Below are 20,281 nucleotides of genomic sequence, written 5' to 3'. Positions count from 1 at the left end.
GGTAACACTGTCCGGGTGGTGCTATTCCTCTCCCTAACAAAACCCCACCCCTATCGCGCGCGCGCGAGGCAACCTTGCTAGGTCGGTGTCGGCTGTGTCAAAAAGTGCCCTATCGCGCGCGCGCGAGGCAACCACCACGGAGCTAGAAATTATGAATAGTGCGAGCGATAAAAACCGCAACGCTGAAAAGCGGCGTGAAAAGGAAGTTTTAGAAGCTAAAGCGCGCGGGATGGCTATGGCGGGCGCTAACTTTGACGAAATCGCCGACAAGCTAGGGATTACCCCAGCACGGGCGCGGCAGGTAACAACTAAAGCACTTACTAGGAAAGCCCCGCCGACTACTGAACAGCAACGCAAGATGGATTATGAGATTTTGCGGGGCTTGTCTTTGAGGCTACACAAAGCCGCGATGGGTGACCCGAAGAAAGAAATCCCGGGTGACACGGCGGCGGCTAAGCTGCTTTTAGAAGTTCTAGACCGGATGGCGGCACTCTCCGCCCCTGTGGGTGATTCCCCGGAGTTAGAACCTCATTTTGAAAAGACCGTCACCGCTTGCGCCGGTAAGAAAGGGTTACACGCTAGCGGGGAAGATGCGGCGCTAGTGGCATCTGGCCGCAAGATCGCCCACCATATCGACGAAGTTTTTAGGACTGGCAGCCAGCTTGAAAAAACTAAAGCGCTTTATTTAATGCCGCACTTGAAAGGCATCCTAACCGACATGCTAGCTACCCCGGCGGCTAGGGCTCAGGCTGAGGCTATCGCGAAAGATAAGGGTGAGGCGGCTGAGGCTACGGCGCTTGGGAAGATGCGGGCGTCGCGTGACCGTATCCGGCTAGTCAAGAGCGATAGCGAGCAGGCGGGTTAAGGCATGGGGGAACCTCGTTTTGGGGTTACTGAGCCGCGTATCTGGACACGCCCCCTAAGACCTCTCACCCCGGAAACTACTCTCGGATTCGATGTCATTGATTTCGCGAAAGAGATTTTGAGGGTTGAGCTGTTGCCGTGGCAGAAGTGGGCGCTCGTGCACATGCTCGAGATTAAGGAGAACGGGGAGTACCGTTTTCGGCGGGTTTTGATTGAGGTCGCCCGCCAGAACGGGAAAACCACGCTAGCGGTTATTTTGACGCTTTGGCGCATGTACGTTGACCATTCAACCTATGTGCTAGGCACCGCCCAGAACTTGGATACCTCCCGCGAAACCTGGCTAGAGGCTGTGCAGTACGCCCAGCACACCCCGGAGCTTGCCGGGGCGGTTGAGCAGGTGCGGCAGGGCAACACCGGGCTAGAACTCAGGTTAACTAATGGCGCGGTCTATAGGGTCGCTTCCGCTAGCCGCCAGGGCGCTAGGTCGAAATCTGCGGACACGATCATCATGGACGAGCTTAGGGAGCACTACAACTGGGATGGGTGGAACGCTGCGACCAACACGGCGATAGCGCAACACAACTCCCTAACCCTATGCCTGTCTAATGCTGGGGATCATAAATCCGTTGTTCTCGCTACCCTCAGGAAGCAGGGAATCGCTCAGATTAAGGCGGGCGGGGCTTTCGCGTATTACGGATGGTCGGCACCGGAAAAAGCCAAAGTGGACGACCGGGACGCATGGGCGCAAGCCAACCCGGCGCTAGGCTACACGATTACAGAAGATGCGCTAGCGGCGCAGCTCGCGGACGTCGGGGACGCTATCGAGGGTTTCAGGACTGAGAACCTTTGCCAATGGGTCAAGGCGATTCGTGAACCTTATTTGCCGCGTGAGGCGTGGGGTAAATGCCTAGACGCTGATTCTCAGATTATGGAGGGGTCGCCGCTTGCTATCGGGATTGATACGGCGGTGGATAGGTCTTTTTCTGCTGTGGCTGTCGCGGGCTGGCGTGCCGATGGTGTCCCGCATGTAGAAGTGGTGGCGGCGCGTTCCGGCATGGTGTGGGTGCCGGACTGGGTACAAGAGTTCATAGAGAAGCATTCGCCCGGCTCGGTGATGATTCAGGCGCGGGGCTGTCCCGCATCCGAACTCACAGAACCGCTAGGACGCTTGCAGATTAAGGCGCGGCTAGTGCAGGGCACGATGCTGGGGGCTGCGACTGGGCAATTTAAAGACCGCGTGGTGGCGGGGGAACTCAGGCATATTGGGCAACCCGCCCTGGATGTTGCGGCGGGCGGTGCTTTGGTGCGGTCTGTGGCGGAGGCGCAAGCATGGGCAAGAACCTTGTCAAAGCCGGTAGATATTTGCCCCTTGGTGGCGGCGTCTTGGGCGCTTTATGGGCTGGTGAATCCAGTGGAGACAGATAAGAGGCTTTCGGCGTATCGGGAGATGCCGGGCGATTGGTGGCTAACCCTCCCCGCGACTAGCGGAACTAGGGAGGAGGGGGAACCCACTGGGGACGCTGATGAAGAAAATCGGGATTGGTGGGAGGATCTATGAGCCTTTTGGATAGCCTTAGAGCATATACGGGGCGGATTAGGTCGCGGCAGCCCTCCAAAATGGTGTCTATTTGGCGGGGCATACCCCTAGAACTCCAAGTTTTGGAAGCCCCGGTTGATGATTCCGGGCTTATTGGTAAAAGCGTCGCCGATATTTGGCGGACTGAGCCGCATTTGCGGACGGTTGTGGACTATATAGCTACGAATGTTGCGCAGCTGGGGATTCATGTTTTTGAAACTAATCAGGCGGGGGATCGTGACCGGGTACGGCAGGGCGTTTTGGCGAATGTTTTTAAGCGTCCTAACCCTAACCAGACTCTCGGCGAGTTCCTACGTGCCTTGGTGACGCAGATCGCGCTTTATTCGGATTCTTACGTGTGGGTGACTATCGGGGCTGATGGGCAACCTGAGTTGCGGCTACTCCCTAACGAGTGGCTGACGGTGGAGATGGACGCTTTCGGCGCGCCTAAAACGTTTTTCGCCGCTACCGGGGATAACCCGCAATCGGTAGAAATACCCGCCGAGCAAGTGCTAAGTTTTCCCGGCTGGTCGCCGGATGGAATGGAAGGGAACGCTTCACCAGTCGAAGCGCTCCGCACAACTTTAGAAGAGCAATACCAGGCGCGGCGGTTTAGGGCGCAAACCTGGAAATCCGCCGGACGTTTTAACGGCTATTTGACCCGACCGAAAGACGCCCCGGAGTGGGACGACGCGGCGCGCCGCAAGTTCTATCAGATGTGGCTAGACTTCACCGGGACGAACGGGAAAATGGCCGGCTCAAACCCGCTTTTAGAGGACGGGATCGAGTTCAAGCGCACCGGGTTTTCAGCACGTGAGGAGCAATGGGCGGAAGCCACCAAGCTATCTTTAGAAACCGTTTGCCAGGTGTACCACGTCCCGCCCGTCATGGTCGGGATCACGGATGATGCTAACTACTCCAACGTAACTGCATACAGCCGCCAGCTATACACGAACACCCTAGGGTCTTGGATCGTGGCACTTGAACAGCGGTTTAACACTTTCCTTGCCCCGATGATTGGCGCGCCACCTGAGCAATTCGTCGAGTTTAATGTTGAGGCTAAGCTGCGGGGGGATTTCGCGGAGCAATACAAGATCCTACAAACCGCCGTGGGTGCTCCGATTCTTACCCGGAACGAAGCCCGGCGAATGCTCAACTACAAGCCCGTAGAGGGCGCGGACGAGCTAATAACCCCCCTAAATGTGCTTGAGGGTGGTCTTGCGTCTCCGACTGATGGAGGGGAGGGACGCCCCCCGGAGGTTGGAGGGCAAGTCGCGCTGGAAATCGTGGCTAAGACGGCGGATCGGTTGAAGCGACGCACAGACGCAGGCGGAGCTATTGATTGGCGGCGATGGGTTAAAGAACTAACCCAAGACCTCACCAAAACCGGCACGCCAGAGGATGTCGCTAAAACTATCGCGGAACGCTTCAAGGGAATCATCACCGAACACCAAGAAAAAACCGGGGAAACCCTAGACGGCGCGGGCGTGGTGGAGGTGTGGGAATGAAAACGCTCATTATCGGCGCGCCTTGTGCCGGGAAAACCACGTATGCGCGGCAAAACAGAAAGGCTGGCGACCCGCTCATAGATTTTGACCGGCTAGTAGAAGCCACAGGCGGCACAGCCCACGCGCAGGGGCAAGACGATATCCGCAAAGTGGCTGAAGCTATGAGGAAAGCCGGGCAGGGCAGGGGCTTTGCGGACGATATAGAAGCCGACGTGTGGGCTATCCACACTAGACCATCTAACGCGGCGCTCGCGGATATGGCAGAGCGCGGGATTCGGATTATTTGCCTAGACCCCGGCAAAGATATTTGCCTAGAACGCGCCGCGAAAGAAGCCCGTTCGGAATCTTCAATCGAAGCGATAAAAGCATGGTATGAGAACCCCCCGGTGCTCCCGGCGGGAGCAGAAAGGAAAAAAGAGGTTATGAAAACCAAAAAACTAGAGTTGAAGATCGACCGGATAGGCGCAAAAGATAATCTAACCGCCGGGCAATTCACCGGATACGCCTCAGTATTCGGAAACGTGGACTCGGTCGGGGACAAAATCGTCAAAGGGGCTTTCGCGGAATCCTTGAAGGATTTCGGGGACGGCGGGGCTGGTATCCCCTGCTATTGGTGCCATGAGACTTCCGACCCTGAAATGAACCTCGGCACCACGTTAGAAGCCACTGAGGACGAGCATGGGCTTTTCGTGAAAGTCCAGCTAGATTTAGATAATCCTAAAGCCGCTTACGCCTACAAGTTGCTGAAAGAGCAGCGGGTGCGGCAAATGTCTTTCGCCTACCAGGTGACGGATGGGGAAAATAAGAAAGATTGCTTTGAGATTACAGGCTGCAAAATCTTTGAAGTCTCCATTGTGCCGGTGGGCGCGAATCAAGCCACCTCGATTGAATCTGTGAAAGCCCTCCAAGAAGAAGACACCCCGGAACCTAGCGAGGACGAAGCCACCGAGGACACTAGCGAGGAAGAACCGGAAACGGATTTAACGGCCGATCTAGAAAAGCTTGAGGATCAACTCGCAAAAATCGTTGACCTAGTAGCCGAGATTATCGAGAAAAACCAAGGGGAAGAAACCCCTAACCAAGAACCTACTGATGATGAACCCGGCGGAACCGGGTCAGAGACCGAAGATTCGGAGACTGACCCGCGTAAGGGCGGCAAACAGTCAGTGAAAAAAGAAGCGGACGCAATAATCGCCCGCGCAAACCATTTACTAAACCTTTAAGGAGAAAAACATGAACCTGAAAGAAATGTTAGCCGCCGCCCTAAAACGCCTTGAGGCGGCTCAGACCGCGCTAAACACCGGGAACGGCAGCGTCGACGACGTAAAAGCCGCCAGCGCTGAGGTTAAGGAGTTGTCTGCGAAGCTCGAAGCACTGAAAGAATCCGAAACCATCACTAAGGCGCTAGGCGATAAAAAGCAGGACGCTAAAGACGCCCCGGCTAAGTCCCTAGGTGGCCACGTGGTGAAAACTGCGGGCGCTAAGCTCAAGACTGCGAAAGCCTCCGGGCAAATGTCCGCCATGTCTATCACCACCCCCGAGTTCAAGGCTGCGACCGACACCCACGTAACCGGCACCCTCCCGGAGCACCTAAAGCCGGTGACTATTGACCGGAACATTATCCGGGAATATGAACCGCCGCTACGTGTTGCTGATTTCCTCGGCGCAGGCGCGCTAGACTCCCCTACCCTGGTCTACTTCACTGAACAGCTAGGCGCGGCAGTCGAGGGCGCTTTCACCACCGTCGCGGAAGAGGGCAAGAAACCGCAGCTGCATTTCCCCAGCTACAAAGAGCTAACCGAAACCGTCCGCAAGATCGCCGGCTATATCAAGCTCTCCACCGAAATGCTAGAAGACGAGGCATTTTTAGTCACTGAGATTAATAACCGGCTTTTGCGCGAGCTAGCGAAGTTTGAGGAAAACCAGCTTTTGCACGGTGACGGGCAGGGAACTAACGTTCTCGGGCTTTTGAAGCGCGAGGGGCTGCAGAAAATGGAATCCAAGGCCGACCTAGTGGATGACATTTTCCGGGCATGCTCCAAAGTCGCCGAGACTACCGGGCTTGAGGCTGACGGGATTTTGATTAACCCTGCGGATTACCAAGAGCTACGCCTCAAGAAAGACCAGAACGGGCAGTATTTGGCGGGCGGTCCATTTACCGGGCAATACGGGGTCGGGGGCATCCTCCAAAACCCGCCACTATGGGGTAAAACCACGATCGTAACCCCCGCTATCGAAAAGGGCAAAGTCCTTGTTGGTGCTGGTAAACAGGCCGCGACCGTCTACCACAAAGGCGGAGTAGCGGTGCGGACTGCGTTCCAGAATGAGGACGATTTCGTCCACAACAGGGTCACCATCCTGGCTGAGGAACGCCTCGCTTTGGCGGTTTATATGCCGTCCGCTTTCTGCCTGCTCGAAAAGACCGCCGCATAAGCCAGTGCGGCAAATAATCTAGGTGCTATTGCCCGCCCTTGGCGGGTAGTTTTCCGCAGGAGCTCAATGTCTGCGGCTGATAGTCACTCCAAAAATATCAGTGAGAAAACCAGGGGAACTATTCAATGGGGCGGGCATGGCACCACCTAACACAAGGGGAAAACATGGAGATTGTGACAATACGACGCGCGGGGCAACCGGTACGGATACAGGTCACCCCGGCTACGGCGGCGGATTTACGCGCTAAAGGTTTATTGATTGAAGAACCTAAGCCGCGCCGCAAAGCCGCTAGACCGGCTAATAAAGCCGTTAAACCAGCAAACAAATAAAACGAAAAAAAAGGGGGTAATGATGGGGCTAGACCGGTATTCCATACCAGATACGCCGCCAGCCGGTAATAACGATACCCGGGGCGCAGCATGGGGGGTTATTCGCGCCTACGCCCGCTGGCACATCTGCCCGATCATCACCGAAACCCTCACCCTAGACGCGACCGGGACACGCACAATCAACCTCCCGACCCTGCGCCTACTAGATGTGGAACGCTTAGAGTATGCGGGGCAAGAAATCACGCCGGAAAATATCGAGTTTTCAGACGCGGGGCTAATCCGTGTAGGGAAAACCGCGCTACCCTCCCGGCTCGGAGGCATAAAAGCCACTATTAGGCACGGCTACGACCCGAAAGAATGCGTCGAAATCTTCCAAATCGCGCGAGCCCTCGCAGATCGTATGCAAACCGGGAACGCCTCCCAAGGCGTAGTGCAGCAAACGACCGGGCCATTCTCAATGCGCTACGGGACTTTAACCGGGGGCATGCCACTATCCCAAGCGCTACTACTAGAGCCGGAAAAGCAGGTTTTAGCCCGGTATCGCCTGCCACTAGGTCCAGGGTGGTGACAAAGTGTTTTTTAATTACCACAGCCAAGAAATCTACAGGCTACGCCGCCGCCTTGTCACTGACAGGTATGACGGGACTAGAAGGCTCGCAGACTGGGAAGACTATCCAGAGAGGGAAAGAATAAGCGGGTTTATAGCGCCCGGCTCTACCCTCTCAACCGACCAGGTTGGGCGGTTACAGGTGCAGGATACGTGGACGCTCTACATGCCAGACGAAACCGCTGACATTATGCCCGGCGACAGAATAGAGGCGCGGCTATGGGATCGCGACCGGGTTTTTGATGTGGACGGGCACCCTGAATATTACGAAAACCCGCTACCCGGCGCGACCCTGCGCGGAACTGTAGTGCATTTGAAATCCTCGACAGGATAAGAGGGGGGTAGTTATGTCTAAAGCCGTAAATGTCGAGGTCGAAATAAACGAGGATTTTTTTAACCGGATCGGGCATGACCAGGCGATATCGCAGCTAACCCACTCAATCGCCGAAGCCGCCGCGATTGAAGCCAGAGCCACCGCCCCCTACGACACCGGGGATTATCAACGCTCAATCCACACCCGCAAAGTGAAATCGAAGCGGCGCACCATGTGGCAGGTCGTCGCGGATGATTGGAAAGCCGCAATCCTCGAAGCCAAAACCGGGAATCTACGCAAAGCCGTTAACCGCGCCAAAAAATACTAATAGGGGGTTTAGATGCAGGTCACGCACTATGAAAACCCGACACCCTGGCTAATCCAATATTTTAGGGAAAACCTGCTACACCACCCACAACCGGAGTTTCTCGCGGCATGGCCAGAACCAGACATGCCCGCCCCGCCCCGCTGGATAGTAGTCCGAGACGACGGAGGCACAGACCTGCCGGATGGGGTGCAGCAAGCCCGCGATATAGCTTTCACAGTCTCAGCCCCTACCCGCTGGAAAGCAGACCAGGACGCCGAAAACCTATGCACCCTAATCCGTGCCCTACCATACGCAAAAAACACGCCCGTAACCCACGTTTCTAGCTTGGTCGGACCGCAACCAATCACCGACCAGACATATCCGCATTTGCGGTACATAACCTGCTCCCTATACATCACGGGGGCTCCGACAATAATAGGAGGAAATAATTATTATGGCGGCTGATGCTCAAGGTAATGACCTTAAAGCTGTAAATATCCCCGTGACCGGCGCAATTGCTTTCGCACCGTACGGGACGAAAATCCCGACCCCTGAGGAGGGAGGGAAAAAAGAATACAAGCTACCCACCGAGTTCAAGCGGCTAGGGCTGATTACTAGCGACGGCGGTCCCGAATGGACTTTGGAGGCTGACGGGGACGCGCAAGAGTTCTGGCAGGAGGGCTACTCGATGCCGTCCGGTCTCGCAAACTGCACCTTAACTTTCACCCTGGCACAGACTGACCCGGTAACGGTGGAATTTATTCGCGGGATTAAGCCGGATGCTAACGGATTTTTCGTGGTGGACGCGGGCGGTAATCCTAACCGTTACGCCCTCTATGTGGAGGAGATTTTTAAGAACTCGATGATTCGCCGCCGCGCTGGCGCTAACGTCCAGATTCAAGAGGTCAAGGAATCGAAGTCGGAGCGCGGCTCGATTCTCGGCTATGAGGTGACCGTAAGGTTCGGGACTGACCCGCAGCATGAGGGCGGGCAGTTCGGCGAATGGAATATTTTCCCTGATGGAGTGAAGGGCGACGTGACGCCCGCGGCTATTGAAAGCTAACCGCCCCGGGGATTCTTAGACTGCCCCGGTTGGAGAGAAGAAAAACCGGCCTTTTAGCATCCTTTCGTATCCCCCGCGCCTGCGTGTGTGGATTTTTTGTGGGTTTCCTTTACCACATGTGCAGCGCGGGGGTTTTGCTAGAGGGTTTTGGTTTTTTCTTGCTGGTGGCTCTCCGGCCGGGGCTTCCCTATACCAAAACCGCCAGCAATACCAGTAAAAACACCTATTTGAAAGAGAAATAATCATGAGCACCAGCAAGCCAGCTTTTAAGATTCCAACCCGCGCAGACCTAAAACCCGTTGTACGTGGGCAATATATTACTTTTCAGACTTCCGGCGGTGTCCTAAAACTACCGCTCGACATTAAAACCAAGGTTTTCAAAAAAGTCCGCGACATTGAAGACCAGACCGAAGCGTTTTTTGAATTATTGGAGGCGCTAGGGGATGAAAAAGCGTCCGCGATCATTGAAGAAGTTGGCATGACCGAATTCATTGTGATCATTACCTGCTATTTCCAAGAATTTACCAAGTTTGCGGATGAAATCGGGGCGCAATTGCCGTCCTCAGATATTTTGGGGGATGAGCCGGGGGAATAGTCGCGGCCGCGGCACTCTCCCTCTGCCTTGACCGTCCCCAGCTTTTCAATCTCGATTTATTAGCCCGCTACCACACGCCCCTTTCCACTGTCATGGATTGGGGCGTGTCGTATGCGATAGCGGCAGCGGTCGAGATAATCACCGACCCCGCTAGCCGGGTTTTCGCGTCCGTCACCGGTTGGGACTACCCCATGAGCCGAACCCAGATTTGGGAGGCGCGTGGCTGGGAGCGGGTGATGAACGCGCTTAGGGGCGAAAAAGAAGACCCGATTCTCTTTGAGTGGCCGTGGCCGGAAAATAGCGCGGATCAGGCGGAACGCGCTTTGATTGCGGGCATGGATAGCGAGGAAAAAGCCTGGTTTGAGGACACGTTGAAAACGTTTTCAGCAATACCAGACTAACTAACCGAAAAACTAAATAAGGAGGGGCTGTTTTGGCGGGTTTCGCTTCTACTGCATGGATCACGATAGCTCCCTCTTTTAAGGGGATGCGCGCCGGGGTTGCGCGTGAATCGGTTAGGGCTGGTAAACAGTTCGGCGGGGCGTTTAACAAAACCTTTTCCGCTGCCACTAAGGGGCTAGGTAAGAACTCTTTTAAGGCGCTCGAAAACTCGGTTAAGGTCACCTCCAATGCTCTAAAGAGCGCGAAAGCGGAGCAAGCCGCGGCGTCTCTAAAGCTCACGACCGCAGAGAATCGGGTCGCGGATGCGGCAGGGCGCGTAAAAGTCGCGCAAGCACAGTACGCGGCGGCGGTTAAAAAGTTTGGGGCTGATTCCCCGCAAGCAATCGCAGCGTCGGAGCGGCTCGCTAAGGCTCAACGTGACCATGATGTCGCTACTCAGAAAGCGGCAGCGGCGCAAAAGGTTTACGATGCGGCGTTAGTCAAGACTGCTGAGGCTTCCAAGCTCGCAGAAGCGGCACAAAAGAAGCTAGCGGCTTCTACTAGCCTAGCCGGGGGCGCGTTTAAGGTCGCGGCGGCTAAAGCCTCTCAGGTGGGCGGGGCGTTCAAGACCGCGTGGGCGGGCAATAGTGAAGCCGCGTCTAAGTCGTTTTCTCAGGTGTCGGGGTCGCTCGGCGGGTTCGTAAATAATGCGCTGAAAAAAGCCGGGGGTCTTGGGACGGGTTTCGGGAAAGCCGCGACTTTCACGTCTCAAGCCTGGTCTAAGGTTTTCCAGGGCGCGCCGCGCTGGCTCCAACCCTTCACCGGGGCAATCGGTAAAAGCCTAAGCGTTTCGGCTAGTGCCGCCACCAAGATGGGCGGGCTATGGGCGGGCGCTTTCGGAAAGCTAGGCGGGGTCGCGGATAGTGCTTTCGGAAAAATCGGGGGGCTTGCCACTAAAGCATTTAGCCTAGTTGCTCCCGGGATTAGTAAAGCGGGCGCGGCTTTCGGGCGGCTCTCTGCTATGGCAGCCCCGGCTGTGTCCAGCATTAAAGCCAGTTTCTCTAGCCTTGCCCCTCATTTCCAGGCAGTGGGCGGGCGGATTCACGGGGCTATGTCGGCGTCTTTTTCTAAGATGCGCGCCGCTGGGTCTAAAGCATTCGCCGGTCTGAAATCGGTCGCAGCCTCGGCGGGGCTTGCTATCGCCGCCGTCGGTGCTGTGGCGCTTAAAAAAGGTTGGTCTAGGGCTACTGGTATTGAATCCGCGCGCGCCTCCCTCAAGGGGCTGGGATTCGATGCTCAGCAGACCGAGGGCATGATGAACGCCGCCCTTAAATCGGTAAAGGGGACGGCTTTCGGGCTTAATGATGCGGCACAGGCTGCGGGTAAGCTCGGCGCGTCCATTCGAGATACCGAAAAGATGGAACGCTCGCTAAAGAATATTGCGGCGTCGGCTCAGATTTCAGGTAAAGACTTCGGGCATATCTCGACTATTTGGGCAAAAATGGCTGGCCAGGCCAAAGTTACCGCTGCTGATTTGACCCAGCTTTCTAAAAATGGTGTTCCTGCTGCGTCGCTTTTGGCGCGGTCTATGGGGGTCACTGAGCAAGCTGTCCGCGAAATGGCATCCAATGGGCAATTGGACTTCGAAAAGTTCGATAATGCTATGCAGTCGGTGCTAGGCAAGGCGGCGGTTGAAGCCGCTAACACCTCGACCGGCGCGATGAAGAACTTCGGGGCGGCTCTTGGGCGTCTAGGTGCTTCCGCTATCGCCCCGATGCTACCCGGTCTCAAAGAACTGCTAAAACACCTGATTGATGTCGCCGATGCCGTCACTGAACGGCTACAGCCCGTCTTTGAAAGTATCGGTAAAAAGTTTGAGGCATTCGGTAAAGGCGGACTATCGGGGATCACGTCCACGCTAGGCAAGTTCGCGCCGCTAATCGGTGTCGCTGTCGGGGCATTCGCGCCGCTCTTAGCAAAGATTCCGCTAGTTGGTGTCGCTTTCAAAGGATTGACCGGGCCGATCGGGTTAGCTATCGGGATTATCGGGAAGATTATCCAGTCCTCCCCGGCTTTGCAGTCCGCGCTTGGCGGGCTTTTCTCGAGTATAGGCGGCATGGGTGACGGCCTTAAAGGTGTGTTTTCCCTGATAGGGTCGCTAATGGCGAAACTTGAACCGGTATTTAAGACGATCGGGGACACTTTAGCGGGGGTAGTAAATCAAATCACCCCGATAGTGTCTAGCCTTGTCCCTATTTTCGGGCAGGTTTTTACCGCGCTCGGTAGCGCGCTTCAAAGTATCATGCCCGCGCTAGGAAATCTAGTCACTGCGTTAGTCTCCGGGCTTGCCCCTATCCTCCCAATGATTGGGGGGATGTTGCAGCTTGTAGCGGCGCAGCTTGCGGGGGCGCTTGGTGGCGCTTTAGCAATATTATTGCCGGTATTGTCGCAGGTAGTGTCCGCGTTGATAGACGCGCTCGCACCAATCCTGCCGCAGATCGGGGCGGTGTTGCAGGCGGTGACGCAAGTGGTTTTCTCGCTAGTCTCCGCTATCGCCCCGCTCTTGCCCATGCTCGCTGAGATTATCGGGCAAGTCCTCGCTGCGATTGTCCCGGCACTGCCTAGTATTGGTGAGCTTATAGGGCTACTAGCTGGGACGATAGCGACCCTAGTGACCGCGCTTGCCCCGATTGTAGAGATTATTGGGAATATTCTTGCCGCTGTCATGCCGCTAATCTCCGCTGTCCTATCCGTGCTAGCCCCGATACTATCCGCTATAGCCTCAACCATCGCCACTGTGCTAAATGTTGCGTTAGCGCTGGTCGTGCCGTTAATGACCGGGATAATTCAGGCCGGTATGGGGCTAGTGAACTTCTTAACCGGGGTACTAGCCGGGGCGATTCAGGTAATCGCCGGGATTTTCTCGACCGTTTTCGGGGGTATCGCGTCCCTAGTCTCTGGTGTGTGGTCTGGGATAATGGCGATTATTTCGTCTGTGATGGGCGGGATAGGACGTGTAATTAACGGTGGTTTGCGGACGATTCAAAATATTTGTTCTTCGATTTGGGGGACAGTTAAAGGGATTTTCTCGGGCGCGTGGAACGGTCTTAAAGCTATCGTGACTGGCGGGGTCGGCGCGGTATTATCTACAATCCGCTCTATCCCGTCAAAGATTCGCAGCGCTTTTTCTAGTGCAGGGTCGCTTTTATCTGGTGTAGGTCGCAAAATCATTGATGGGCTTATAAATGGTATTAAATCGATGTTCGGCAAGGTCAAGAATATTCTCGGTAATCTGACCTCGAAGCTCACATCTTGGAAAGGTCCGGAATCGGTCGATAAACGGCTCTTGCGTCCTCAAGGCCGCTGGATTATCGAGGGCTTCGACAAAGGCTTGCAGGATCGGATCGCTAATGCGAAAGCCACCTTGACCGGGCTGACTAGTGACCTGCCGGGGATGATTGCGGAGCCGGATTACAGTCAAGCTAACCGCGTAACCGGGACTAGTACGGGTGGGGCTGGCGGGCGTTCTAGCGCGCCGGTCACAATCAACAACACGCTCAAATCTGATGATCCGGTGAAGATGATGACGATGTTGTCCCGCCGTCTGCTCGCTGTCCCTGAATCCGCTAATGCTCTTGGAGGTGCGTATGCCTAGCCTTAATACACCGCTACAGGCTGAGCCGCTCACTACGTGGCAAGAAACCGCCGCGCGCCTCGGCGGGCTAATTTTCGGGGTACGTGATAGCGACGGCATATTTTGGGTGCTAAATGACGTACCTAAAATTTATGATGTGACCCTAGAGGGGGAAACCGGGGCGCGCGCTTGGCGGGATGGTGACTGGATGGGTCGCACATGGATTCGCGCCACCAGAATGAGCCTTAATGTCGGGGTGCGTGTGCCACCCGATAAACCCTCCCTGGTGAATGTGGCGGTGGACAAGATAAAAAACGCGCTGCCTCTCAGGGAATCCGATATTTTGCGGGTACGGGATTACAGGGATTACCCGCTCGGCTGGCAGGTACGGTGTGAGGATAAAATCCAGGTGAAAAAACACCGGGTCGGCGCTAGCCTAGAGATTCCGCTAGTGGCGGCGTCGCCTTTCGCTCACCCCGTGGATTGGGAAACGGGCGCGACCGTCTGGGATGTGTACGAAACCGGGCTACCTAAAAAAACCGGGGGGCTTCGTATCCCGGTTACGGTGCCATTTATTATCAAGTCGGCTGTGGTGGCGGGTGAACTGCGGTTTATCGTCGCGGGCTCAGCTCGTCCGCTCTCGCAGATTATTATTAGCGGCCCGGTGAGGAATCCGGTGGTTCGTGATGCGGTGGCGGGGTGGCGTGTCGCGGTGAATCTGGACATTAAAGAGGGTGAGCGGCTGGTCATTGACCCTGCCGCTAGGACGGTGGAGCTTAACGGGGCTTCCCGGCGTGGCGCTATTTCGGGGGGTTTCCCGGTCATCGATGTCGGGGAGCATTTAATCACGTGGTCTGCTGATGGCTACACGCCGGAAGCGCGGTTGAAGATTCGGGTCGCGGAATCCTACCTATAAGGAGAAAAACTATTATGGCTGAGGCAAATAAAGATTTGTTGGTTCCGTGGGCGCTTGATGCGGGGACGGACGACGCGCCAGAGTACACGGGCAGGGATTTGCGGGATCTTTTCGCGGTATTCTTCGAGCCTAAATCAGACACGGATCCTTTTATCGCTAACCCCGGTATTTTGCGGGGATGCACCGTGTCCGCGTCCTCGACTGAGGTTAATGTGCAGCCGGGGCATTGCATAGTGACCACCGCCGGCGGGTCGTACCTGACCGGGATCAAGAACCCGGTTACGCTGCCTTTATCTGCGCCTAACGCAACTTTTAGCCGCATAGACCTAGTCGCTCTCACGATCGAGGAGACCGCGGATAAGGGTCGGGGCGCTAAAATCCGGGTCATAGAGGGGACACCGAATAGCAGTCCTCGCGAACCGCAAGCCCCCGCCGGGGCGCTAATCCTTGCGACTATCCGGGTATATGTATCAGGCGCTCCCCGCGTAACCCCCGGGGTGGAAGCGTCCCTAGCGGGAGCATCGAAAAAAGGGGACGAGCAGGTTACTGACTACCCGTTTGCTCCGGCGGTGGAGTATGGGCAGGTGCAAGGCACGACCCTACCGGGTGGAGCCGTCCTAATCACTGTAAATGTCACAATGAGCGGGTACGGGAACGAGATAGCTACCGGGATGTCAGGGCTTACGCCCTGGCACGGGCCTTTAGGGGATGGCGAAAATATTTGGTGGTGTCAGCTATATAGAAACGGCTTATCGGTGCTGGGTGATACCCCGCCACAAGGTACTGAGCTTATGGGCTCTTTCGTCGTGAAACGGCAGGACTAGAAAATAATGTTTTTTTTGGCGTGTGATATACAGACCGGGCAGATACATGCCGAATTGCCGCTTGCGTCTGGCGATAGTTTCGAGCGGGCGATGCAAACCATCTCGACCGCTAATTTTTCCCTGCCTGTCTATGACCCGGCATGTCCTAAAGATTGGGAGGCGTTGACCGCGCCGTGGCGCTTCTGGATTGTAGCTGTCCTCGATGATGGAACGATTGCTTGGGGCGGGATTATTACCGGGCGTAGCCGGGATGCGACTAGCGGCGTGGTGTCGATTTCCTGCTCATCCCCGGAAGATTATCTAGACCGCCGCTACACGCCCGCGAAAAGGTTTGACCAGGTAGACCAGTCCGACATAGCGGCGTGGCTGGTGAGGCAGGCAATACCGGATGGGGTTCCATTCCTAGTCGATGCCCCTAGGAGCGGGGTTAAGCGTGACAGGGAATATAACGACGACGACGCCGCCACCCTATATAAACGTTTATCGGATTTGTCGGGGGTTATTGGCGGCCCCGAATGGCACATCAGCATTGAGTGGCAAGACCGGCAAAAACAATCGGCGATTATCCCGGTCTTTAAATGCGGCACGCCCCGAATCGGGATTGCTACGGATTCCCCGCAGGCGGTTTTTGAGCTACCCGGCGGGCTAATAGAAGCCACCCTAGAAGAACGCTTTGGAGAATCCGAATATGCGACCCACGTTGTCGCGGCGGGTGGCGGTGAGGGCGAAGATCGCCCCCTATCGTCTCCGATGATTGACGCCGCGCGTGAAAACGCCGGTTATCCCCGCGTTGAGGTGCGGAAAACTTTCGACTCAGTCACCCAAAAACCGACCCTAGATACTCACGCTAAAGGGCTATTAGCGGCGCTATCGGGCGGTGTCCAGGTCTTTACATTGACGCAAAAACTTGATGAGTATCCCCGGCTCGGTGTGGATTGGCACATGGGGGACGATGTGCGGCTAGTGATTGATACGGACAGCCTAAAAATCGATAGGAAGATTAGGGTTGTGGGTTGGTCGCTAGACCCAGCGAAAGAGCTGGTCAAGCCGTATGTCGCACAAATCGGGGGGTAGTGAATGCTTGGTGATGGCGCGCCGCTGCCGGTGACGGCTGAAACCCCCGCCCGGATTCTTCGGACGGTCGAGAAAGAGAATTCTTACGGGGGCAGGCGCTTATCCTCAGCCACGATTAGCAAGGGTGGTGTGACGGTACGCGGCAGCGGAACCCTGGAAGTCCTAGACGGCGGCAGTCTTGAGATCGTCACCGGGAATCTAAAATTGCTTGCTGGTACTCTCCCAGCTTCAGCGCTTAAAAATCATATCTGGGTCACCATGAGCCAAACCGTACGCGCCCCCGTGACGGCGCAAAAAGGGTGGCGAATCGGGCAATGGCACAAAGTCGGCGGCGTGGAGATGACCGCCCCGGAGTGGGCTAAAACCGGGATCATTTTCGCGGTCGCGCTTTATAGAGGTCACGTAACCGGAGATATCGCGGAATCAGACTATTTAGAATCACGGATCCGCTCCAAGATCGCAGGTATTCCATGCCCCGAATATCCCGCTACTCTGAGCGCTTATGAGGATTTTCAGTGGGTGCATTTAGGGATGATGGACTGCCAGCCTATCCCGGTAACATCCGGCCAGGCCGTAAGGGTGGAGCTTGAGCACACTATGAACGGCCTTGACTATGTGTTTTATGACCGGGGTCAGGCTGAGATAACCGCTTTCGCAATCTGGATGGGATGATACTTTTGGCTAATATTCCGTTACCGTCTGGGATAGACGCCGCGCAGCGCCGATTCCGTGAGATTCAATCCGCAATCGACACGACAGGGACACGCACCCTTGAAGCCGCGACAATCTCCCAGGGAAATCTTAGGGTTAGGCACGGCGGCAATATCATTATCGGAGATGGTGGGACTCTCAATATTTCGGGCGGTAACCTGAAACTCGGCAAGGGCATTATTGAGGGCGCAGCACTGAAAGAGCAGATGGAAGCGACCCCAATCAGCGCGCCCACAAAGCAAGAGTCCACGACAGTGTCTAAATCCTGGAAAACCCTCCGGTCTGTGTCTGTCCCCGTCCCTGCATGGCCGGATAAAGCCTTGCTGATTATTACAGCGTCAGCCTGGATTAATCAGGCGGGCTATGACACCGGCACGGGAGCGTGTCGGATTTTGGTCAATGGCACGCCGCATGGTGAGGCCGGTATGGGGAATTCTTACGCGGCAAGCGTCCAGAATAACTTGTCTTACACTTACGTGATGCCTATAGCGGCGCAAATCAACCTAGCCGGAGCAGGGACTCTAAAAATCGAGTTACAGAATCATTTGAGCCGGTCGGCTAATTATGTGCGCACCTCGATTATGGGTGCCGCTATCTGGACACGTACCACGCAATAAAACACGATTCTAGGGAGGTACATTATGGTTAAACCGCTTGCGCATGTGGACACGGAAACACGTGAGCCTTTTATTATTATTGACGGGCGAAAATACCCACTATCAGGGGCGATTAAGAACCCGGGCGGGTGGAAACTAACGGCTAACTATTCCAACAACTGGAACGGTACTATAAAGCTACAAGCCCCTTATCGCGCGCCTGAGGGTTTCACATTCCAGATCTTTTGTCTGGAATCCAGCGGATTCACCCAAATATCCACCTGCGTTTACAACCGCGATACGGGCATAATCGAGGGGCGCGTATATCAAGGCGGAAACAGTGACCAAAGCTTTATTCAGACTTTGGGATGGCGTCTCGTGTCCCTGTCGACTGATCCTAACCGTCTCCAATAGAAAGGCTTTAAATGACTACCCCCCCCCCGCTGATTCACGCCGTGTCGACTAACTCTAAATATGAGGTCGAAAAGACCTGGCAGCTTATAGAACCGTCTGATGGCTTTAAGGGCTTGCGGATCGAAAAACGCGGCGACATGTACCGCATCCCCGGGTCTTGCCTCATCAATTTTGATATGCAAAAGTCAGGGGCGCGCAAGGTTGCGCAACTCCCTGACGGTGTCCCATGCCCCAAAACCGCCACCCCAACTATAGGATTAGCGATCTTTAATAACGGCGTGCGGTACAGCTACCCCATGTGGGTCACTAATGATAGACGAATCATTATCTACACTAACTCCGGCGGTGTCGCTAATTTTTATTTCCCGGATATCGTCTGGTACGCGGACGAATGCGAATAGAAAGGATTCTAGTAATGTCTACCCCCCCCCCGATTCTTCACGCCACCGCAAAGAATGCTGAGACCCTAGTGCAAACTGACTGGCAAAACCTCGCTCTGTCCACCGGATGGGCTGCGGTGAGTGGTCACACGCCCCGTATCTGTAAAGTCGGTCAGATCGTGTTTCTGACCGGCGCGGTTTTACGCCAAGCCGGCGGGGCTTACACCAGTATCGCTACTATCCCGGCAGGCTACAGGCCTAGCGCAACCCAATTTATCGGAGCGGGCGTCACTAATAAGGGCGGGCAATATGAGCTATATGTAGACAATAGAGGCATTTTGCAGTGTGCCTCGTATGAAGCCGCAGGCTCTCAGGCTGGGATAGTGATGCCTATCGCTGCTATTTTCATCCCCGTGTAAACCCGCACCGTTTTTCATTTTTAGCCCCGCAAATGCACGGGGCTTTTTTCATACCCAAAAGGAGAAAACAAATGCCAGAAAACCTAGACCCCTGCGCGAATTGCGAGGGCTGCGAGGAGTCCCCGGAACTTTTGGAGGCATCCCCGCTACCGACAGATGACGAAGAAAACGCCGCGGACTTGCCCCAAGACCCGGATTCTGTGGCGAATCTAGACCAAGAAGAGGAGGCCGAATAATATGGCGACCGCAAGCGATGTTTTAAGGATTGCCCGGTCTCAGCTCGGCTACACTGCCACCTCTACTAGCGGGAAGTTTTGTGACTGGTACGGACTCAAAGGCTATTGGTGTGCGATGTTTGTGTCGTGGGTTGCGGCGCAAGCCGGAGCCACCGCGATCATTCCGAGGCATTCCTACACACCAACCGGCGCGGTCTGGTTTAAACAGCGTGGCCGGTGGCATTCTGGGACGCGCGGCCTTACCCCCGGCGATATTGTGTATTTTGATTTCGGGCTAGGCCGCATCTCGCATGTAGGGATTTTTGAGGGCTGGAACCGTGGCCGCGTGGTCACTATCGACGGCAACACTGGGGCTAGTGGTGGGCGCTCTGGTGGTCGTGTGCTGCGCCGTGCCCGCGCCCCGCGTTACGTGGTCGGCTATGGTCGCCCCGCATACACCACCCAGCCTGCCGCTTCCGGTATCGCCGTGGATGGGTGGGCAGGGGCGGCTACTATTAGACGCGCTCAGCAGCTAGCCCGCACCCCGATTGATGGCTATATTTCCGGGCAATGGAAAGGCAATAAAAAGGCTCACTGGGCGGTCGTGGTGATGCGGTACGGGCGCGGAGGGTCAACCCTAGTGCGACGTATCCAAGCCGCCGCCGGAGTTAGCCAGGATGGACACTGGGGCAAGGCTACTTCTAGGGCTATGCAGCGGCGTCTAGGCGTCACCCAGGACGGCTATTTCGGGAATCAATCAGTCAAAGCCTGGCAGCGTCGCCTGAATGCCGGAAAACTAATTTAACGATTTTGGAGGACATGATGGATAAAAACTACACCTACACCGACACGCCCCGGCTTGCTAAATGGCTAACCCCAACGGTGCGGGCATGGGCATACTCGGTGGTAATTGCGATTATTGCAATTCTAGGCGGGTACGGGGTAATCACTGACACCCTAGCCCCGCTCTGGGTCGCGCTCGCAGCAGCTTTGCTAGGTCAGGGCGCGGCTTTGGCACACACGCCTAAAAGAGTTAGCGGCGATGATAGTAGCGATTCTTGCGCTCCTGCTCATCGCCTAGACCCAGAAGCCTAGACGAAAAACCATTATCAGGCTTGCCCC

24 protein-coding genes are annotated in these 20,281 nt (G+C 55.6%); all 24 read left to right on the top strand.

All coding sequences use genetic code 11. The features are described from left to right. Positions 1–94: 94 nt before the first annotated feature. The 24 genes from L0M99_RS03375 to L0M99_RS03260 all read left to right on the top strand — a co-directional run bounded on the left by L0M99_RS03375 (position 95) and on the right by L0M99_RS03260 (position 20,254). Positions 95–865 carry a terminase small subunit gene (locus L0M99_RS03375; RefSeq protein WP_238127770.1) on the top strand — a complete coding sequence of 257 codons (771 nt, stop codon included), beginning with the start codon at positions 95–97 and terminating at the stop codon, positions 863–865. 3 nt (positions 866–868) lie between these two features. Then, a complete protein-coding gene (locus L0M99_RS03370) occupies positions 869–2,422 on the top strand; it encodes a terminase large subunit (RefSeq protein ID WP_238127769.1) in 1,554 nt (517 codons plus the stop codon). Further along, positions 2,419–3,948, top strand: a complete 1,530-nt coding sequence (locus L0M99_RS03365; protein ID WP_238127768.1) for a phage portal protein — start codon at positions 2,419–2,421, stop codon at positions 3,946–3,948. Before L0M99_RS03370 ends, L0M99_RS03365 begins: the two co-directional genes overlap by 4 nt. After that, positions 3,945–5,171 carry an HK97 family phage prohead protease gene (locus tag L0M99_RS03360; protein WP_238127767.1) on the top strand — a complete coding sequence of 409 codons (1,227 nt, stop codon included), beginning with the start codon at positions 3,945–3,947 and terminating at the stop codon, positions 5,169–5,171. The genes L0M99_RS03365 and L0M99_RS03360 overlap by 4 nt, the downstream gene beginning before the upstream one ends. A 10-nt stretch (positions 5,172–5,181) precedes the next feature. Beyond that, positions 5,182–6,381, top strand: coding sequence for a phage major capsid protein (locus L0M99_RS03355; RefSeq protein WP_238127766.1), 1,200 nt, complete (start codon positions 5,182–5,184; stop codon positions 6,379–6,381). Between the two features lie 164 nt (positions 6,382–6,545). Beyond that, positions 6,546–6,710, top strand: a complete 165-nt coding sequence (locus L0M99_RS03350) for a hypothetical protein (RefSeq protein ID WP_238127765.1) — start codon at positions 6,546–6,548, stop codon at positions 6,708–6,710. Positions 6,711–6,729: 19 nt separating this feature from the next. Continuing rightward, positions 6,730–7,278, top strand: coding sequence for a hypothetical protein (locus L0M99_RS03345; protein ID WP_238127764.1), 549 nt, complete (start codon positions 6,730–6,732; stop codon positions 7,276–7,278). Positions 7,279–7,483: 205 nt separating this feature from the next. Then, positions 7,484–7,651, top strand: coding sequence for a hypothetical protein (locus L0M99_RS03340; RefSeq protein ID WP_238127763.1), 168 nt, complete (start codon positions 7,484–7,486; stop codon positions 7,649–7,651). Between the two features lie 13 nt (positions 7,652–7,664). Continuing rightward, complete coding sequence (locus tag L0M99_RS03335) at positions 7,665–7,958, top strand: hypothetical protein (protein ID WP_238127762.1); 294 nt, start codon at positions 7,665–7,667, stop codon at positions 7,956–7,958. A 433-nt stretch (positions 7,959–8,391) separates the two neighbouring features. Next, positions 8,392–9,000 (top strand): hypothetical protein, encoded by a 609-nt coding sequence (locus tag L0M99_RS03330; RefSeq protein WP_238127761.1) that lies wholly within the window; start codon positions 8,392–8,394, stop codon positions 8,998–9,000. 244 nt (positions 9,001–9,244) lie between these two features. Further along, positions 9,245–9,595 carry a hypothetical protein gene (locus L0M99_RS03325; RefSeq protein ID WP_024058246.1) on the top strand — a complete coding sequence of 117 codons (351 nt, stop codon included), beginning with the start codon at positions 9,245–9,247 and terminating at the stop codon, positions 9,593–9,595. Between the two features lie 104 nt (positions 9,596–9,699). Then, positions 9,700–9,996, top strand: a complete 297-nt coding sequence (locus L0M99_RS03320) for a hypothetical protein (protein WP_238127760.1) — start codon at positions 9,700–9,702, stop codon at positions 9,994–9,996. A 32-nt stretch (positions 9,997–10,028) separates the two neighbouring features. Further along, positions 10,029–13,631, top strand: a complete 3,603-nt coding sequence (locus L0M99_RS03315; protein WP_238127759.1) for a phage tail protein — start codon at positions 10,029–10,031, stop codon at positions 13,629–13,631. After that, a complete protein-coding gene (locus tag L0M99_RS03310; protein WP_238127758.1) occupies positions 13,624–14,526 on the top strand; it encodes a phage tail family protein in 903 nt (300 codons plus the stop codon). Before L0M99_RS03315 ends, L0M99_RS03310 begins: the two co-directional genes overlap by 8 nt. Positions 14,527–14,540: 14 nt before the next feature. Next, positions 14,541–15,350: a hypothetical protein gene (locus L0M99_RS03305; RefSeq protein ID WP_238127757.1), complete on the top strand. Its 810-nt coding sequence runs from the start codon at positions 14,541–14,543 to the stop codon at positions 15,348–15,350. Between the two features lie 15 nt (positions 15,351–15,365). Then, positions 15,366–16,424, top strand: a complete 1,059-nt coding sequence (locus tag L0M99_RS03300; RefSeq protein ID WP_238127756.1) for a siphovirus ReqiPepy6 Gp37-like family protein — start codon at positions 15,366–15,368, stop codon at positions 16,422–16,424. 3 nt (positions 16,425–16,427) lie between these two features. After that, positions 16,428–17,096 carry a hypothetical protein gene (locus L0M99_RS03295; RefSeq protein ID WP_238127755.1) on the top strand — a complete coding sequence of 223 codons (669 nt, stop codon included), beginning with the start codon at positions 16,428–16,430 and terminating at the stop codon, positions 17,094–17,096. Positions 17,097–17,101: 5 nt separating this feature from the next. Further along, positions 17,102–17,752, top strand: coding sequence for a hypothetical protein (locus L0M99_RS03290; RefSeq protein ID WP_238127754.1), 651 nt, complete (start codon positions 17,102–17,104; stop codon positions 17,750–17,752). A 24-nt stretch (positions 17,753–17,776) separates the two neighbouring features. Then, complete coding sequence (locus tag L0M99_RS03285; RefSeq protein ID WP_238127753.1) at positions 17,777–18,145, top strand: hypothetical protein; 369 nt, start codon at positions 17,777–17,779, stop codon at positions 18,143–18,145. A gap of 11 nt (positions 18,146–18,156) precedes the next feature. Continuing rightward, a complete protein-coding gene (locus L0M99_RS03280) occupies positions 18,157–18,546 on the top strand; it encodes a hypothetical protein (RefSeq protein ID WP_238127752.1) in 390 nt (129 codons plus the stop codon). Positions 18,547–18,560: 14 nt separating this feature from the next. After that, complete coding sequence (locus L0M99_RS03275) at positions 18,561–18,944, top strand: hypothetical protein (RefSeq protein ID WP_238127751.1); 384 nt, start codon at positions 18,561–18,563, stop codon at positions 18,942–18,944. A gap of 71 nt (positions 18,945–19,015) precedes the next feature. Beyond that, the gene (locus tag L0M99_RS03270) at positions 19,016–19,180 is read left to right on the top strand and encodes a hypothetical protein (protein WP_238127750.1); all 165 of its coding nucleotides are present in this window, start codon (positions 19,016–19,018) and stop codon (positions 19,178–19,180) included. A gap of 1 nt (position 19,181) precedes the next feature. Beyond that, the gene (locus L0M99_RS03265; RefSeq protein ID WP_238127749.1) at positions 19,182–19,964 is read left to right on the top strand and encodes a CHAP domain-containing protein; all 783 of its coding nucleotides are present in this window, start codon (positions 19,182–19,184) and stop codon (positions 19,962–19,964) included. A 17-nt stretch (positions 19,965–19,981) separates the two neighbouring features. Continuing rightward, complete coding sequence (locus tag L0M99_RS03260) at positions 19,982–20,254, top strand: phage holin (protein ID WP_238127748.1); 273 nt, start codon at positions 19,982–19,984, stop codon at positions 20,252–20,254. Positions 20,255–20,281 lie beyond the last annotated feature (27 nt).

Source organism: Varibaculum cambriense, from assembly GCF_022133705.1.
Taxonomy (GTDB): Bacteria; Actinomycetota; Actinomycetes; order Actinomycetales; family Actinomycetaceae; genus Varibaculum; species Varibaculum cambriense_A.
Note: the sequence above shows the minus strand (reverse complement) of the source record. Positions and strands in the feature narration are given on the sequence as shown.

Bases quoted from the DNA above. Each gene is read 5' to 3' on its own strand.
- L0M99_RS03370 (WP_238127769.1), top strand. From the start codon at position 869: ATGGGGGAACCTCGTTTTGGGGTTACTGAGCCGCGTATCTGGACACGC.
- L0M99_RS03365 (WP_238127768.1), top strand. From the start codon at position 2,419: ATGAGCCTTTTGGATAGCCTTAGAGCATATACGGGGCGGATTAGGTCG.
- L0M99_RS03360 (WP_238127767.1), top strand. From the start codon at position 3,945: ATGAAAACGCTCATTATCGGCGCGCCTTGTGCCGGGAAAACCACGTAT.
- L0M99_RS03355 (WP_238127766.1), top strand. From the start codon at position 5,182: ATGAACCTGAAAGAAATGTTAGCCGCCGCCCTAAAACGCCTTGAGGCG.
- L0M99_RS03350 (WP_238127765.1), top strand. From the start codon at position 6,546: ATGGAGATTGTGACAATACGACGCGCGGGGCAACCGGTACGGATACAG.
- L0M99_RS03345 (WP_238127764.1), top strand. From the start codon at position 6,730: ATGATGGGGCTAGACCGGTATTCCATACCAGATACGCCGCCAGCCGGT.
- L0M99_RS03340 (WP_238127763.1), top strand. From the start codon at position 7,484: ATGCCAGACGAAACCGCTGACATTATGCCCGGCGACAGAATAGAGGCG.
- L0M99_RS03335 (WP_238127762.1), top strand. From the start codon at position 7,665: ATGTCTAAAGCCGTAAATGTCGAGGTCGAAATAAACGAGGATTTTTTT.
- L0M99_RS03330 (WP_238127761.1), top strand. From the start codon at position 8,392: ATGGCGGCTGATGCTCAAGGTAATGACCTTAAAGCTGTAAATATCCCC.
- L0M99_RS03325 (WP_024058246.1), top strand. From the start codon at position 9,245: ATGAGCACCAGCAAGCCAGCTTTTAAGATTCCAACCCGCGCAGACCTA.
- L0M99_RS03310 (WP_238127758.1), top strand. From the start codon at position 13,624: ATGCCTAGCCTTAATACACCGCTACAGGCTGAGCCGCTCACTACGTGG.
- L0M99_RS03305 (WP_238127757.1), top strand. From the start codon at position 14,541: ATGGCTGAGGCAAATAAAGATTTGTTGGTTCCGTGGGCGCTTGATGCG.
- L0M99_RS03295 (WP_238127755.1), top strand. From the start codon at position 16,428: ATGCTTGGTGATGGCGCGCCGCTGCCGGTGACGGCTGAAACCCCCGCC.
- L0M99_RS03285 (WP_238127753.1), top strand. From the start codon at position 17,777: ATGGTTAAACCGCTTGCGCATGTGGACACGGAAACACGTGAGCCTTTT.
- L0M99_RS03280 (WP_238127752.1), top strand. From the start codon at position 18,157: ATGACTACCCCCCCCCCGCTGATTCACGCCGTGTCGACTAACTCTAAA.
- L0M99_RS03275 (WP_238127751.1), top strand. From the start codon at position 18,561: ATGTCTACCCCCCCCCCGATTCTTCACGCCACCGCAAAGAATGCTGAG.
- L0M99_RS03270 (WP_238127750.1), top strand. From the start codon at position 19,016: ATGCCAGAAAACCTAGACCCCTGCGCGAATTGCGAGGGCTGCGAGGAG.
- L0M99_RS03265 (WP_238127749.1), top strand. From the start codon at position 19,182: ATGGCGACCGCAAGCGATGTTTTAAGGATTGCCCGGTCTCAGCTCGGC.
- L0M99_RS03260 (WP_238127748.1), top strand. From the start codon at position 19,982: ATGGATAAAAACTACACCTACACCGACACGCCCCGGCTTGCTAAATGG.